Genomic DNA, 11,842 nt, shown 5'->3' with positions numbered 1-11,842 from the left:
TTACATGGGGTTCTGTGGGCGCCAAGGCTCGATCAGCGCGTCCAGGTTCAAGGCATCGGCAAAGTCCAGGAACTGGTCACGCAGCCAGCTGATCTGGGTGCCGGCCGGCAGGATCACGGTGAACTGGGCGTTGAGCATGCTGCTGCCGGTCTGCGGCGCCAGGTAGGTGTCGCAGGTCATGGCTTCGAGCTCGACGCGGTGGTCGAGGAAAAACTGGCACAGCTCGTTGATGATGTCCGGGCGGTAGGCCGCACTGACATAGGCCACGTAAGGCAGCGCCTGCGGGCGTACCTCCTGGTCGGCACTGCGTACCACATCGAGGGTCAGGCCGTGCTTTTTGCCCAGGCTCGGCAGGGAAGCTTCAAGACGCGCCAGGGCGTCCCAGCTGCCACCGACCTGCAGCACCAGGGCGCTGGTCTCGCCATGGCGGCTCAGGCGCGAAGTGACCACCGCGCAGCGGTTCTCGAAGGCAGCGCGGCTGAGGACGTTGGCCAGTTCCATGGGGTTTGGGCCCAGGGCACTGATGACAAGGAATTGTTCGCGGACGGTGGGGGTGGACATGCAGCATTCCTAAAGCGATGAGCGGTCGGTGCAGGACAGGCAAAAGCCTCCAGTCGGCAGGGCCCGGGGCTCGCATGCGAGGTCGTGGACGCCGGCGGGGAGCAAGGTCGACGGCCCGGCGGGCCGCGCTGCACCGATCAAAGGGTCAAGGGTAGCGAAATAAGCCGCCGAGGGGAATGCTCCGCCCGCCTGCTTCGCTTGTGCAAGGCCGATGCCCCCAGTACCATTACCGCTCTCTTTTTCCGGCAGGAGCAGTTACATGATTGCGGGCAGTATGGTGGCATTGGTCACACCCATGGATGCACAAGGGCGTCTTGATTGGGACAGCCTCGGCAAACTTGTAGACTTCCACCTGGAAAACGGCACCCATGCGATCGTCGCCGTCGGTACCACCGGCGAGTCGGCCACCCTGACTGTCGAAGAACACATCGAGGTCATCGAGTTCGTGGTCAAGCGTGTCGCTGGCCGCATTCCGGTCATCGCGGGCACTGGCGCCAACTCCACCTCGGAAGCCGTGCACCTGACCCAGAACGCCAAGAACGCTGGCGCCGATGCCTGCCTGCTGGTCGTGCCGTACTACAACAAGCCGACCCAGGAAGGCTTGTACCAGCACTTCAAGCACATCGCCGAAGCCGTCGACATCCCGCAGATCCTCTACAACGTACCCGGCCGCACCTCCTGCGACATGCAGGCCGAGACCGTGATCCGCCTGTCGACCGTACCGAACATCATCGGCATCAAGGAAGCCACCGGCGACCTGGCCCGTGCCAAGGCCATCCTCGATGGCGTCAGCAAGGACTTCATCGTCATGTCCGGCGATGACCCGACTGCGGTCGAGCTGATCCTGCTGGGCGGTAAGGGCAACATCTCCGTGACCGCCAACGTCGCCCCGCGCGAAATGGCCGATCTGTGCGAGGCCGCCCTTGCGGGCAATGCCGAGAAGGCCCGCGCGATCAACGAAAAACTCATGCCGCTGCACAAAGACCTGTTCTGCGAAGCCAACCCGATTCCGGTGAAGTGGGCGCTCGTCGAAATGGGCCTGATGCACAAGGGCATTCGCCTGCCGCTGACCTGGCTGAGCGAAGGCTGTCACGAAAAAGTCCGTACTGCCTTGCGCCAGTCCGGCGTACTGGTTTAATCGAGGAAGTACACCGCATGAAGCGACTGGCTGGTCTTTCCGCCCTTGCCCTGATCATTTCCAGCACCAGCGGTTGCGGCTGGCTGTGGGGCGACGAGGGTTATTTCCGCGACCGCGGCAGCGATTACCTGCAGGCGCACCCGACCGCGCCGATGCAACTGCCGCCGGACGCCAGCAACGTCAAGCGTCTCGACCCGCTGTTGCCTATTCCGCGTAACGTTGCTGATGACCGTGCCACCGGCGAGTTCGAAGTCCCGCGTCCACAACCCCTGACGGCCGGTGCCGAGGTCAGCGACTTCAGCCTGCAGCGCAGCGGTAACAGCCGTTGGGTCCTGGCCCAGCGCTCGCCGGCCGAAGTCTGGCCAGCGGCCCGTCAGTTCTTTGAAGACAATGGTTTCCGCATTGCCGAAGAGCGCCCACAGACGGGCGAATTCAACACCACCTGGCAGCGTTTCGACGAACTCTCCGCGTCCCTCGGTCAGCGCCTGGCGAGCACCGCCAGCAGCGGTGACAGCGAAGTGCGCGTGCGTGTACGCATGGAACCCGGCGTGCAGCGCAACACCTCCGAGGTGTACGTCGTCAGCGTCGAACGCCCGGCAGGCAGCACTGCCGAGCCTGGTTTCCCGTCCACCTCCAGCAATACCGGCGCCGATGCCCTGCTGGTCGACGAAATGCTCGCCAGCATGAACCGCGGCGCCGAGAAGGGCGGTTCGGTCTCGTTGCTGGCCGCGCGCGATTTCGATGCCCCGAGCCGCGTCAGCCTGAGCGAAGACGGCAGCGGCAACCCGGTGCTGTACCTGGGCGCCGACCTGGATCGCGCCTGGTCCAGCGTGGGCCGTGCCCTGGAGCAGGGTGGCGAGTGGCGTGTCGAAGACATCAACCGCAGCCTGGGCCTGTACTACATCAACCTGTCCGAAAAGCCTGACGACAAGCAGAACGAGCCTGGCTTCTTCAGCCGCATGTTCGGCAGCGCACCGACCAAGGAAGAGCGTGAAGCCCGTGCCGAACGCTACCAGGTGCGCCTGAGCAAGGTTGGCGAAAGCGTCCAGGTAACGGTCGAGAAGAACATCAACACCGTGGCTCCGGCCGATGTCGCCCGCCGTGTGCTGAGCGCCATTCAGGACCACCTGGGTTAAGTGCGCTTCGCAGTACTCGGAAGCGGCAGCCAGGGAAACGGCACGCTGATCGCCAGTGGTGACACGTTCATCCTGGTCGATTGCGGGTTTTCCCTGCGTGAGACCGAGCGGCGCCTGGCGCTGCTCGGGGTCACGGCGGCACAGCTGAGCGCGGTGCTGGTCACCCACGAACATGCCGACCACGTGCATGGGGTGGGGCTGCTGTCGCGGCGCTACAATGTACCGGTCTACCTCAGCCAAGGGACCTTGCGCGGTTTGCGCAAGCCGGTGGAGGTGGCCGGTTTTCTCGCGTGTGGCGACAGCCTGCGCATCGGTGGCCTGGAGGTGACGGCAGCGCGCGTCGAACACGACGCCTACGAGCCGTTGCAGTATGTGCTCAGCGACGGTCGGCGGCGCTTTGGCATGCTCACCGACCTGGGCTCGTACGATGCCTTGTTGCTGGAGCGCTATCAGGGCCTGGATGCCCTGCTGATCGAGGCCAATCACTGCCGCGACATGCTGGCACGCGGTCACTATCCGTCTTTCTTGAAGCAGCGGGTAGGTGGCGCGCAAGGACATTTGAACAATCATCAGGCTGCGCGCCTGGTGGACGAGTTGGGCTGGAGCAACCTGCAACACCTGGTGCTGGCCCACCTCAGCAGCAAGAACAACCTGCCACAACTGGCCCGCCAGTGCTTCGTCGACACCCTTGGGTGCGACCCGGACTGGCTTCAGGTGGCGAATCAGGAACACGGGCTCGACTGGCGCGAAATCGCCTAGCCCAACTACTCAAGCAAGCGGAGCCCATCATGGAAAAACGCGAAGAACTTTACCGCGGCAAGGCCAAATCGGTTTACAAGACCGACGACGCCGACCGCTTGATCCTGCTGTTTCGCAACGACACCTCGGCGTTCGACGGCAAGCGCATCGAACAGCTCGACCGCAAAGGCATGGTGAACAACAAGTTCAACGCCTTCATCATGCAAAAGCTCGAAGAAGCCGGCGTGCCGACCCAGTTCGACAAGCTGCTGGGTGACAACGAGTGCCTGGTGAAGAAGCTCGACATGATCCCGGTCGAGTGCGTGGTGCGTAACTATGCGGCGGGCAGCCTGGTCAAGCGCCTGGGCGTGGAGGAGGGCATCAAGCTGGAGCCGTCCACCTTCGAACTGTTCCTGAAGAACGACGAGAAGGGCGACCCGTTCATCAACGAATCCCACGTTGTTGCGTTCGGCTGGGGCACCGCCGAGCAGCTGGTCGAAATGAAAAAGCTGTCGCTGAAAGTCAACGAAGTGCTGAACAAGCTGTTCGATGACGCCGGCCTGCTGCTGGTCGACTTCAAGCTGGAGTTCGGTGTATTCCACGGCCAGATCGTCCTGGGCGACGAATTCAGCCCAGATGGCTGCCGCCTGTGGGACAAAGAAACCCGCAAGAAGATGGACAAGGACCGCTTCCGCCAGGGTCTGGGCGACGTAATCGAAGCCTACGAAGAAGTTGCCAAGCGCCTGGGCGTGCCGCTGTAAGCGGCGCGTTCACGCAAGCGCCTGATACCACGCGAATTTTTTTGAAATAAAGGTTTGCGTTTCAAAAATTCGCTGGTATGATGCGCGCCATTGGAGAGATGCCGGAGTGGTCGAACGGGACGGATTCGAAATCCGTTGTACTGGCAACAGTACCTAGGGTTCAAATCCCTATCTCTCCGCCATATATCGAGAAGCCCCGCAGATGAAAATCTGCGGGGCTTTTTCGTTGTCTGGCGTTAATGCTTCATCATCCCGAGCTCCGCATCATCCAGCAGTGCCTTGGCCATCGCGCTCAGGTAATGCGAAGCCCAGATCAACTTCTGATCGCCATCCATCAACCCGGTCAGGGTCATGTCGCGTACGTAGCCCATCAGCTCGGATGCCTGTTCGCGGGCGCTTTGGCAGCAGATGCCGGGTTCGATGCGAAAGAGTGGGTGGGTTTGGTTTTCGCCTTGGTAGAACGTTGTCAGGCCGACGGTAGTGGGCGGCTTTGGGGTGGCTGTAGTCGTCATTTGAACTCCCTGGAATCTTTAGTGCCGGGTCGGGCCTCTTCGCGGGCAAGCCCGCTCCCACCAGGCTCGGCCAACTATTGTGGGAGCGGGCTTGCCCGCGAAGGGGCCGGGCCTGGCTACGCAGCTTTTCGAATGCTCAATGCACCGTGCCCGGCGCTGCGGGGATGTGCGGCTGCATCTGCAATTGCATCAAGGCGGACTCCACCAGGCTTTGTACTGCCTCCATCTCGTGGATGACTGCCTGCATCACGATCGAGCTGGGGGAGGTGGGTTTGAGTTGCACGGATTGGCGGGCTACGAAGAGGGCACAGAGGACGTACTCTGTGGATTGGATCAGGGTGTCCTGCAGTATCTGCGAGGAATCGAGGGAGTAGGGCGGATCGGGGACTATCTTGCGCATGAAAGCTCCTTGGGTAAGTGGAGCTGCCTGGCAACGCTGTCAAACGAATGGAGGCAGCTATACACAGGTTGACAGACCGGTACCCAAGCAACCCGGCGCACACGAATGTGCCCTATGTACAGCCGCCATGAAGCGCTGCAACGGAAACTTGGGTTGTCGGCCTGTCAAAGCCAGTCGTTGATTTGGCAACGACAGGGCGAGACTAGAGCGCGACCCAAGCACTCGCAACAGTTTGAGCGGATCGGCAGTATGTTTGGGAAATGGACTACAAGATAGGGGAAAAAACTGAAGGTTAGCTGTAGGGCGGAAGGCTGATTTGCCGTCCTTTATAGTTCAGGAGATGAGAACTGCGTTCTCCTGTTGTTTATGCGCTTTGGATAAACCCTGGGGCCGCTTTGCGGCCCATCGCAGGCAAGCCAGCTCCTACAAGCCTTGAAGGCAGTGCACAGTACCTGTAGGAGCTGGCTTGCCTGCGATGGGCTGCGCAGCAGCCCCGGCAATCTCGAACCCGAATGACAACCCTCAGCGCATCGCCGCCAGCTTGATCCCGAACCCGACCAGGCAAGCCCCCGCCAACCGCTCGAACAGGTTGGCAATCCGTGGGTTCGCGCGCATGCGTTCGGCCAGCTTGTGGGTCAGCACCACCGCAATCAGCCCATACAGGAACGTCACCACCGCCACGGTCGCGGCCAGGAAGCCAAAGGTCACCAACCCTTGGTGCTTCACCGGGTCGACAAACAGCGGGAAAAACGCCATGTAGAACATGATCGCCTTGGGGTTGAGCAAGGTGATCATCATCGTCTGGCGCAAGTAATGGCCGTTGTCCATGCGGCTCGCACGCGGGCCGCCGCCAGGTTTGCTCAGCAGCATGCGCAGCCCCAGGTAGGCCAGGTACGCAGCCCCCGCCCATTGCACCACGTGGAAGGCGGCGGGGTAGGCGGCAAGCAGGGTGGCAACGCCTGCCACGGCCAGCCACAGCAGCACCTGGTCACCCAGAATCACCCCGCAGGTTGCCGCAAGCCCAGCTTTGATGCCGCCCTTGCCCGTGGCAGTGATCAAGGCAAAGTTGCCCGGGCCGGGGATGGCCAGGACGATGATGAAGGCGATGACAAAGGCGCCGTAGTCGGTAACACCGAGCATGGGGAAACTCCTGTAAGCGTGCAGATGCGGGGCAGAACTACAGACTATCTTCCGCTGCGGCCTACTTTTCAACTGTCCATTAATACGGCGATAACGCGACGTATTGTTACATCACGGCCTGAGCGACTTGGATCCAATGCCTTGGTTCTGTATGATTCGGACGCCATCAGTACGATGGCCGACGATTCATTTAAAGGACTTAGTATGAAAAAGCTGTTGAAAGCCACTGTTGCCGTTGCTGTCGTTTCGGGCGTTGCCCTGCTGTCCGGCTGCACTGGTCAAGTCTACAACCAGCAGAAGAACTGCTCGTACGACTACCTGTTCCACCCTTCGGTTTCCATCTCCAAGGTCATCGGTGGCTGCGGCCCAATCGATAAACTGCCTCAGCAGCAGTAATCTTGGCGATACCCTGATCGCGGCGCTTGCGGCGTGATCCAAGGACCCCGGTCATGCAAATGGCCGGGGTCTTTTGTTTTTCCAGCAGTCGTCCACGTATCCACTTTTCCGTACACCTGGGACAACCTGTCGCCTTGACGCATAGCCCCTCAATTTGTTTGTGCTGGCAATTCAGTTACAATCGGAAAATCGTTTCAGCCATGGCGGGTCAACTCGACCATCGGCTGTGCGTTGACTGTTTCTCTTGGCTGCTGACTCCAATGATCAATAACAAGCGCGCGCTAAAGGACAGAGAGATACGAGGCCCAGCCTAGGCCTCCCTTACGTGCTAATCATTGGAATCGATCAATGTTCAAGAAAGCTGGCAAGACCTTGCTGGGTCTGGCTGTCGCGGCGAGCGTCATGCAAGCGCACGCGGCAGAAACCAAGAAAGTCGACGTGCTGCTGGTCGGCGGCGGCATCATGAGCTCCACCCTGGCGGTCTGGCTGCACGAGCTGGAGCCGAGCTGGTCGATGGAAATGGTCGAGCGCCTGGACGGCGTCGCCGAAGAAAGCTCCAACGGCTGGAACAACGCCGGTACCGGCCACTCCGCGCTGGCCGAGCTGAACTACACCCCTGAAGACAAAGACGGCAACGTCAACATCACCAAGGCCATCGAAATCAACGAAGCCTTCCAGATCTCCCGCCAGTTCTGGTCGTGGCAGGTGCGTCAGGGCGTGCTGAAGAACCCGCATTCGTTCATCAACAGCACCCCGCACATGAGCTTCGTCTGGGGCGATGACAACATCAAGTTCCTCAAGAAGCGTTATGACGCGCTGCAGGCAAGCCCGCTGTTCCGCCCGATGCAGTACTCCGAGGACCACGCGCAGATCGCCAAGTGGGTCCCGCTGATGATGCAAGGCCGCGACCCGAACCAGAAGCTGGCCGTGACCTGGACGCCGATTGGCACCGACGTCAACTTCGGCGAGATCACCCGCCAGTTCGTTGGCCACCTGAAGACCCAGGACAAGTTCGACCTGAAGCTGTCCAGCGAAGTGCAGGACATCACCCGTAACAAGGACGGCTCCTGGCACGTCGAGTACAAGAACCTGAAGGACGGTACCGAATCGGCCACCGACGCCAAGTTCCTGTTCATCGGTGCCGGCGGCGGCGCGCTGAAGCTGCTGCAGAAGTCGGGCATCCCGGAGGCCAAGGAATACGCAGGCTTCCCGGTGGGTGGCTCGTTCCTGGTGACGGAGAACCCGACCGTTGCCATGCAGCACATGGCCAAGGCCTACGGCATTGCCTCGACTGGCGCACCGCCCATGTCGGTACCGCACCTGGACACCCGCGTGCTGGACGGCAAGCGGGTGATCCTGTTCGGGCCATTCGCCACCTTCTCGACCAAGTTCCTGAAAAACGGCTCGTACCTCGACCTGCTGGGCAGCACCACGCTGCACAACGTGTGGCCGATGACCAAGGTCGGTATCGAACAGTACCCGCTGGTGGAGTACCTCGCTGGCCAGTTGATGCTGTCTGACGACGACCGCTTCGAAGCCCTGCGCACCTACTTCCCGAACGCCAAGAAAGAAGATTGGCGCCTGTGGCAGGCGGGCCAGCGCGTGCAGATCATCAAGCGTGATGCCGAGAAGGGCGGCGTGCTGAAGCTGGGCACCGAAGTCGTGGCCTCCGAAGACCGCACCATTGCCGGCCTGCTGGGTGCCTCGCCAGGTGCATCGACTGCTGCACCGATCATGCTGACCGTGCTGGAAACCGTGTTCAAAGAGAAAGTGGCTACACCTGAGTGGCAAGCCAAGATCAAAGAAATCGTGCCGAGCTATGGCACCAAGCTCAATGATTCGGCAGCCGCCACGCAGAAAGAGTGGAACTACACCGCTGAAGTGCTGCAGCTGGAGAAGCCGCCAGTGATCGACGCGAGCGTTGATTTCGGCGGTTCGCCAACCCAGCCGGTTGAAAGCAAGCCTGAGAACGACATGGCGCTGTAAGCGACACTGTTGTGAACGAAAGCCACGGGGGTGACCTCGTGGCTTTTTTGTTTCCGGGCAAAGCCGCTGATCGGAAACCCTGGCGGGAACTAATAAAAACATATTTTGATGCTTAAATTAATCTTGTCAGTCGATCCCCCTCCAGGAGGGTGCCGTCATGAACCTCAAGATTGCTGCCTTACTGCTGCTAGCGCTGTGCGCACAGCCGGCATGGAGCCAGAGTTACTCAACCGCTACCCCCGCCGCCAAACCCGCCGAAGCCGGTGCACTGACCACGCGCCTGGCCCTGCGCGACCTCTGGGTCGAGCACATTTTCTGGGTCCGCAACTACGCTGTGGCCAACCAGGCCGGCAATGCCAAGCAAGCCGAAGTCGCGGCCAACGAAGTGGTCGCCGATGCCACCCGGATCGCCAACAGCATTGCGCCGTTGTACGGCCAGACGGCAGCCGACCAGTTGCTCAAACTGCTCGCCGGCCACTGGGGTGCCATCAAGCACTACAGTGATGCCACCGTGGGCAAGGACAAAAAAGGCCAGCAGGCCGCCGTCGATGACCTGACCAGCAACGCCAAGGCGATTGCCGCGTTCCTGGCCAAGGCCAACCCCAACCTGCCCGAGCAGACGCTGATCACCATGCTGGGCGCCCATGGCGGCCATCATATTGCGCAGATCGACCAGCTTGCCGCGGGCGACTACGCCGGTGAGGCACGCACCTGGGGGATGATGCGCGAGCATATCCTGGCACTGGCGGACGCCTTGACGGCGGCGCTGGTCAAGCAGTTCCCGGACAAGTTCTGATGCTCGAAGGGCTTGGCCGTACCCAACAGGACCTGCTCCATGCGTTGTTGCACCAGCCGGCAGGCATGAGCATCGACGACCTGGCGCAGGCCCTGGCCATTACGCGTACGGCCGTGCGTCAGCACCTGGCCGCACTGGAGCGCGACGGCCTGGTGATGCGCGGCGCCACCCGGCCCACCGGGCGGCGCCCGGAGCAACTGCACCAGCTCACCGAGCATGCCCGTGAGCTGTTCCCACGGCAGTACCCGCTGTTGGCCAATCTGCTGATCGGTGAAGTGGCCGGGATCATCGGCCATGACGCCCTGCGGGTGCTGATGCGCCAGTTGGGGCGCAAGCTGGCGGCGGACCTGGAACAGCAGGTGGTGGATGAGGCGCGCATCGTGCAGCACATGAACACGGCCGGGTATGAGGCCGAGGTGTTCTTTCGTTCAGCCGGGGAGCCGCAGATCGTGGCGCACAATTGTGTGTTCCATCACCTGGCCAAGGCACATCCCGTGGTCTGCGAGCTGGACCTGGCGTTGATCGGGGCGTTGGGAGGCGCAGAGGTCAGCCATGAGGAATGCATGTTGAGGGGAGGACAGGTGTGCAGGTTTGCACTGATCAAGAAAGACCTGTGATGTTGTTCATGCCGGCCTCTTCGCCGGCAAGCCCGATACCACAGATACCCCGCTAATCTCCTGTGTGGGGCTTGCCCCGCGAAGAGGCCCGCACAGGAATTATTGCTGCCGAAGAATGCACGTCAGTAACCCAGGGAACCGTTCGTCGAGCATTTCACTGCGCAACGAGTTCATATGGGTAGTGCCGACATTACGCGTATGCACCAGCCCCGCATCGCGCAACACGCGAAAATGGTGCGACATGCTCGACTTCGGCCGGCCGCCATCCAGCTCGCCGCAGCTGGCCTCGGCAACGCCCGCCAAGTGGCGCACGATCTCCATGCGCACGGGGTCGCTCAGGGCGTAAAGCAGGCGCTCGAGGATCAGGTCTTCAGGGTTGGGATGTTTGTAGGCTCGCATGGTCGACATGATAACGGGCCTTTCAATTATTGCCATAGTTCGATTATGATCGAACTATCGTATTCAAATGACCCCGGAGTCCCTCATGTCCGCATTGTTCGAACCCTATACCCTCAAAGACGTCACCCTGCGCAATCGCATTGCCATCCCGCCGATGTGCCAGTACATGGCCGAAGACGGCATGGTCAACGACTGGCACCACGTGCACCTGGCCGGTTTGGCCCGTGGCGGTGCCGGTCTGGTGGTGGTCGAGGCCACGGCGGTAGCGCCGGAAGGGCGCATTACCCCCGGCTGCGCCGGTATCTGGAGTGACGCCCATGCCCAGGCGTTCGTGCCGATGGTGCAGGCGATCAAGGCTGCAGGCTCGGTGCCGGGCATTCAGATCGCCCATGCCGGGCGCAAGGCTAGCGCCAACCGCCCGTGGGAAGGTGACGACCATATCGCCGCCGACGATGCCCGCGGCTGGGACACCATCGCCCCATCGGCCATCGCCTTCGGCGCCCACCTGCCGAAAGTGCCGCGCGAGATGACCCTGGACGACATCGCCCGGGTCAAGCAGGACTTCGTCGATGGCGCCCGCCGTGCACGTGATGCGGGCTTTGAGTGGATCGAGCTGCACTTTGCCCACGGGTACCTGGGCCAGAGCTTCTTCTCTGAGCATTCCAACCAACGTACCGACGCCTATGGCGGCAGCTTCGAGAACCGCAGCCGCTTCCTGCTGGAGACCCTGGCCGCCGTGCGTGAGGTTTGGCCAGAAAATCTGCCGCTGACGGCCCGCTTTGGTGTGCTGGAATATGACGGCCGCGATGAGCAGACCCTGGACGAATCCATCGAGTTGGCCCGTATGTTCAAAGCCGGTGGCCTGGACCTGCTGAGTGTCAGCGTCGGTTTCACCATCCCTGAGACCAATATCCCCTGGGGCCCGGCGTTCATGGGGCCGATTGCCGAGCGCGTACGCCGCGAGGCTGGCCTGCCGGTGACGTCGGCGTGGGGCTTTGGTACGCCGCAGTTGGCCGAAGGCGCGCTTAAAGCCAATCAGCTCGACCTGGTGTCGGTAGGGCGTGCGCACCTGGCTGACCCGCACTGGGCGTACTTCGCGGCCAAGGAATTGGGCGTGGATAAAGCGTCGTGGACCTTGCCGGCGCCTTATGCGCACTGGCTTGAGCGTTATCGCTGAGTTGCTGATTATTCAGTAGCCTGGGCCGGCCTCTTCGCGGGGCAAGCCCGCTCCCACAAGTAGCCGCCAACCTCAAGGCCAGCGG

The 11,842-nt window shown here is 61.6% G+C and carries 14 protein-coding genes and 1 tRNA gene; 10 read left to right on the top strand and 5 right to left on the bottom strand.

The window, feature by feature from the left end:
• Positions 1–561 (bottom strand): glycine cleavage system transcriptional repressor, encoded by a 561-nt coding sequence (locus ACSSU5_RS04390; RefSeq protein ID WP_172219404.1) that lies wholly within the window; start codon positions 559–561, stop codon positions 1–3.
• Between the two features lie 259 nt (positions 562–820).
• Here ACSSU5_RS04390 and dapA point away from each other — a divergent pair, with 259 nt between their 5' ends.
• The 5 genes from dapA to ACSSU5_RS04365 all read left to right on the top strand — a co-directional run bounded on the left by dapA (position 821) and on the right by ACSSU5_RS04365 (position 4,516).
• A complete protein-coding gene (dapA, locus tag ACSSU5_RS04385) occupies positions 821–1,699 on the top strand; it encodes a 4-hydroxy-tetrahydrodipicolinate synthase (RefSeq protein ID WP_264311981.1) in 879 nt (292 codons plus the stop codon).
• 17 nt (positions 1,700–1,716) lie between these two features.
• Positions 1,717–2,835, top strand: a complete 1,119-nt coding sequence (gene bamC / locus ACSSU5_RS04380) for an NlpB/DapX family lipoprotein (RefSeq protein ID WP_264311982.1) — start codon at positions 1,717–1,719, stop codon at positions 2,833–2,835.
• On the top strand, positions 2,836–3,594 hold the full coding sequence (locus tag ACSSU5_RS04375) for an MBL fold metallo-hydrolase (protein WP_264311983.1): 759 nt from the start codon (positions 2,836–2,838) through the stop codon (positions 3,592–3,594).
• A 29-nt stretch (positions 3,595–3,623) separates the two neighbouring features.
• The gene (gene purC / locus ACSSU5_RS04370) at positions 3,624–4,334 is read left to right on the top strand and encodes a phosphoribosylaminoimidazolesuccinocarboxamide synthase (protein WP_008097517.1); all 711 of its coding nucleotides are present in this window, start codon (positions 3,624–3,626) and stop codon (positions 4,332–4,334) included.
• Positions 4,335–4,426: 92 nt separating this feature from the next.
• Positions 4,427–4,516, top strand: a tRNA-Ser gene (locus ACSSU5_RS04365).
• 54 nt (positions 4,517–4,570) lie between these two features.
• Here ACSSU5_RS04365 and ACSSU5_RS04360 read toward each other — a convergent pair.
• The 3 genes from ACSSU5_RS04360 to ACSSU5_RS04350 all read right to left on the bottom strand — a co-directional run bounded on the left by ACSSU5_RS04360 (position 4,571) and on the right by ACSSU5_RS04350 (position 6,386).
• The gene (locus ACSSU5_RS04360) at positions 4,571–4,846 is read right to left on the bottom strand and encodes a DUF3077 domain-containing protein (RefSeq protein ID WP_264311994.1); all 276 of its coding nucleotides are present in this window, start codon (positions 4,844–4,846) and stop codon (positions 4,571–4,573) included.
• Between the two features lie 136 nt (positions 4,847–4,982).
• Positions 4,983–5,246 carry a hypothetical protein gene (locus tag ACSSU5_RS04355; RefSeq protein ID WP_264311995.1) on the bottom strand — a complete coding sequence of 88 codons (264 nt, stop codon included), beginning with the start codon at positions 5,244–5,246 and terminating at the stop codon, positions 4,983–4,985.
• A 522-nt stretch (positions 5,247–5,768) separates the two neighbouring features.
• The gene (locus tag ACSSU5_RS04350) at positions 5,769–6,386 is read right to left on the bottom strand and encodes a LysE family transporter (protein WP_492560683.1); all 618 of its coding nucleotides are present in this window, start codon (positions 6,384–6,386) and stop codon (positions 5,769–5,771) included.
• A gap of 204 nt (positions 6,387–6,590) precedes the next feature.
• Between ACSSU5_RS04350 and ACSSU5_RS04345 the strand changes: the two genes are divergently transcribed.
• The 4 genes from ACSSU5_RS04345 (at position 6,591) to ACSSU5_RS04330 (ending at position 10,181) form a co-directional block, all read left to right on the top strand.
• The gene (locus tag ACSSU5_RS04345; protein WP_264311997.1) at positions 6,591–6,782 is read left to right on the top strand and encodes a YhfL family protein; all 192 of its coding nucleotides are present in this window, start codon (positions 6,591–6,593) and stop codon (positions 6,780–6,782) included.
• Positions 6,783–7,130: 348 nt separating this feature from the next.
• Positions 7,131–8,768, top strand: coding sequence for a malate dehydrogenase (quinone) (mqo, locus tag ACSSU5_RS04340; RefSeq protein ID WP_492560682.1), 1,638 nt, complete (start codon positions 7,131–7,133; stop codon positions 8,766–8,768).
• A 157-nt stretch (positions 8,769–8,925) separates the two neighbouring features.
• Positions 8,926–9,564 (top strand): hypothetical protein, encoded by a 639-nt coding sequence (locus tag ACSSU5_RS04335; RefSeq protein WP_492560681.1) that lies wholly within the window; start codon positions 8,926–8,928, stop codon positions 9,562–9,564.
• A complete protein-coding gene (locus ACSSU5_RS04330) occupies positions 9,564–10,181 on the top strand; it encodes a helix-turn-helix transcriptional regulator (protein WP_264312000.1) in 618 nt (205 codons plus the stop codon). Before ACSSU5_RS04335 ends, ACSSU5_RS04330 begins: the two co-directional genes overlap by 1 nt.
• Before the next feature lie 99 nt (positions 10,182–10,280).
• On the opposite strand, the gene ACSSU5_RS04325 is transcribed toward ACSSU5_RS04330, so the two are convergent.
• The gene (locus tag ACSSU5_RS04325; protein ID WP_264312001.1) at positions 10,281–10,616 is read right to left on the bottom strand and encodes an ArsR/SmtB family transcription factor; all 336 of its coding nucleotides are present in this window, start codon (positions 10,614–10,616) and stop codon (positions 10,281–10,283) included.
• A 49-nt stretch (positions 10,617–10,665) separates the two neighbouring features.
• Between ACSSU5_RS04325 and xenA the strand changes: the two genes are divergently transcribed.
• Positions 10,666–11,757 carry a xenobiotic reductase XenA gene (xenA, locus tag ACSSU5_RS04320; RefSeq protein ID WP_264312002.1) on the top strand — a complete coding sequence of 364 codons (1,092 nt, stop codon included), beginning with the start codon at positions 10,666–10,668 and terminating at the stop codon, positions 11,755–11,757.
• The last annotated feature ends 85 nt before the right edge of the window (positions 11,758–11,842 follow it).

The organism is Pseudomonas sp. E1MeOHC2 (genome assembly GCF_058745025.1).
Note: the sequence above shows the minus strand (reverse complement) of the source record. Positions and strands in the feature narration are given on the sequence as shown.

Coding starts and splice junctions, on each gene's coding strand:
- ACSSU5_RS04390 (WP_172219404.1), bottom strand. CDS start 561: ATGTCCACCCCCACCGTCCGCGAACAATTCCTTGTCATCAGTGCCCTG.
- dapA (WP_264311981.1), top strand. CDS start 821: ATGATTGCGGGCAGTATGGTGGCATTGGTCACACCCATGGATGCACAA.
- bamC (WP_264311982.1), top strand. CDS start 1,717: ATGAAGCGACTGGCTGGTCTTTCCGCCCTTGCCCTGATCATTTCCAGC.
- purC (WP_008097517.1), top strand. CDS start 3,624: ATGGAAAAACGCGAAGAACTTTACCGCGGCAAGGCCAAATCGGTTTAC.
- ACSSU5_RS04360 (WP_264311994.1), bottom strand. CDS start 4,846: ATGACGACTACAGCCACCCCAAAGCCGCCCACTACCGTCGGCCTGACA.
- ACSSU5_RS04355 (WP_264311995.1), bottom strand. CDS start 5,246: ATGCGCAAGATAGTCCCCGATCCGCCCTACTCCCTCGATTCCTCGCAG.
- ACSSU5_RS04350 (WP_492560683.1), bottom strand. CDS start 6,386: ATGCTCGGTGTTACCGACTACGGCGCCTTTGTCATCGCCTTCATCATC.
- ACSSU5_RS04345 (WP_264311997.1), top strand. CDS start 6,591: ATGAAAAAGCTGTTGAAAGCCACTGTTGCCGTTGCTGTCGTTTCGGGC.
- mqo (WP_492560682.1), top strand. CDS start 7,131: ATGTTCAAGAAAGCTGGCAAGACCTTGCTGGGTCTGGCTGTCGCGGCG.
- ACSSU5_RS04335 (WP_492560681.1), top strand. CDS start 8,926: ATGAACCTCAAGATTGCTGCCTTACTGCTGCTAGCGCTGTGCGCACAG.
- ACSSU5_RS04330 (WP_264312000.1), top strand. CDS start 9,564: ATGCTCGAAGGGCTTGGCCGTACCCAACAGGACCTGCTCCATGCGTTG.
- ACSSU5_RS04325 (WP_264312001.1), bottom strand. CDS start 10,616: ATGGCAATAATTGAAAGGCCCGTTATCATGTCGACCATGCGAGCCTAC.
- xenA (WP_264312002.1), top strand. CDS start 10,666: ATGTCCGCATTGTTCGAACCCTATACCCTCAAAGACGTCACCCTGCGC.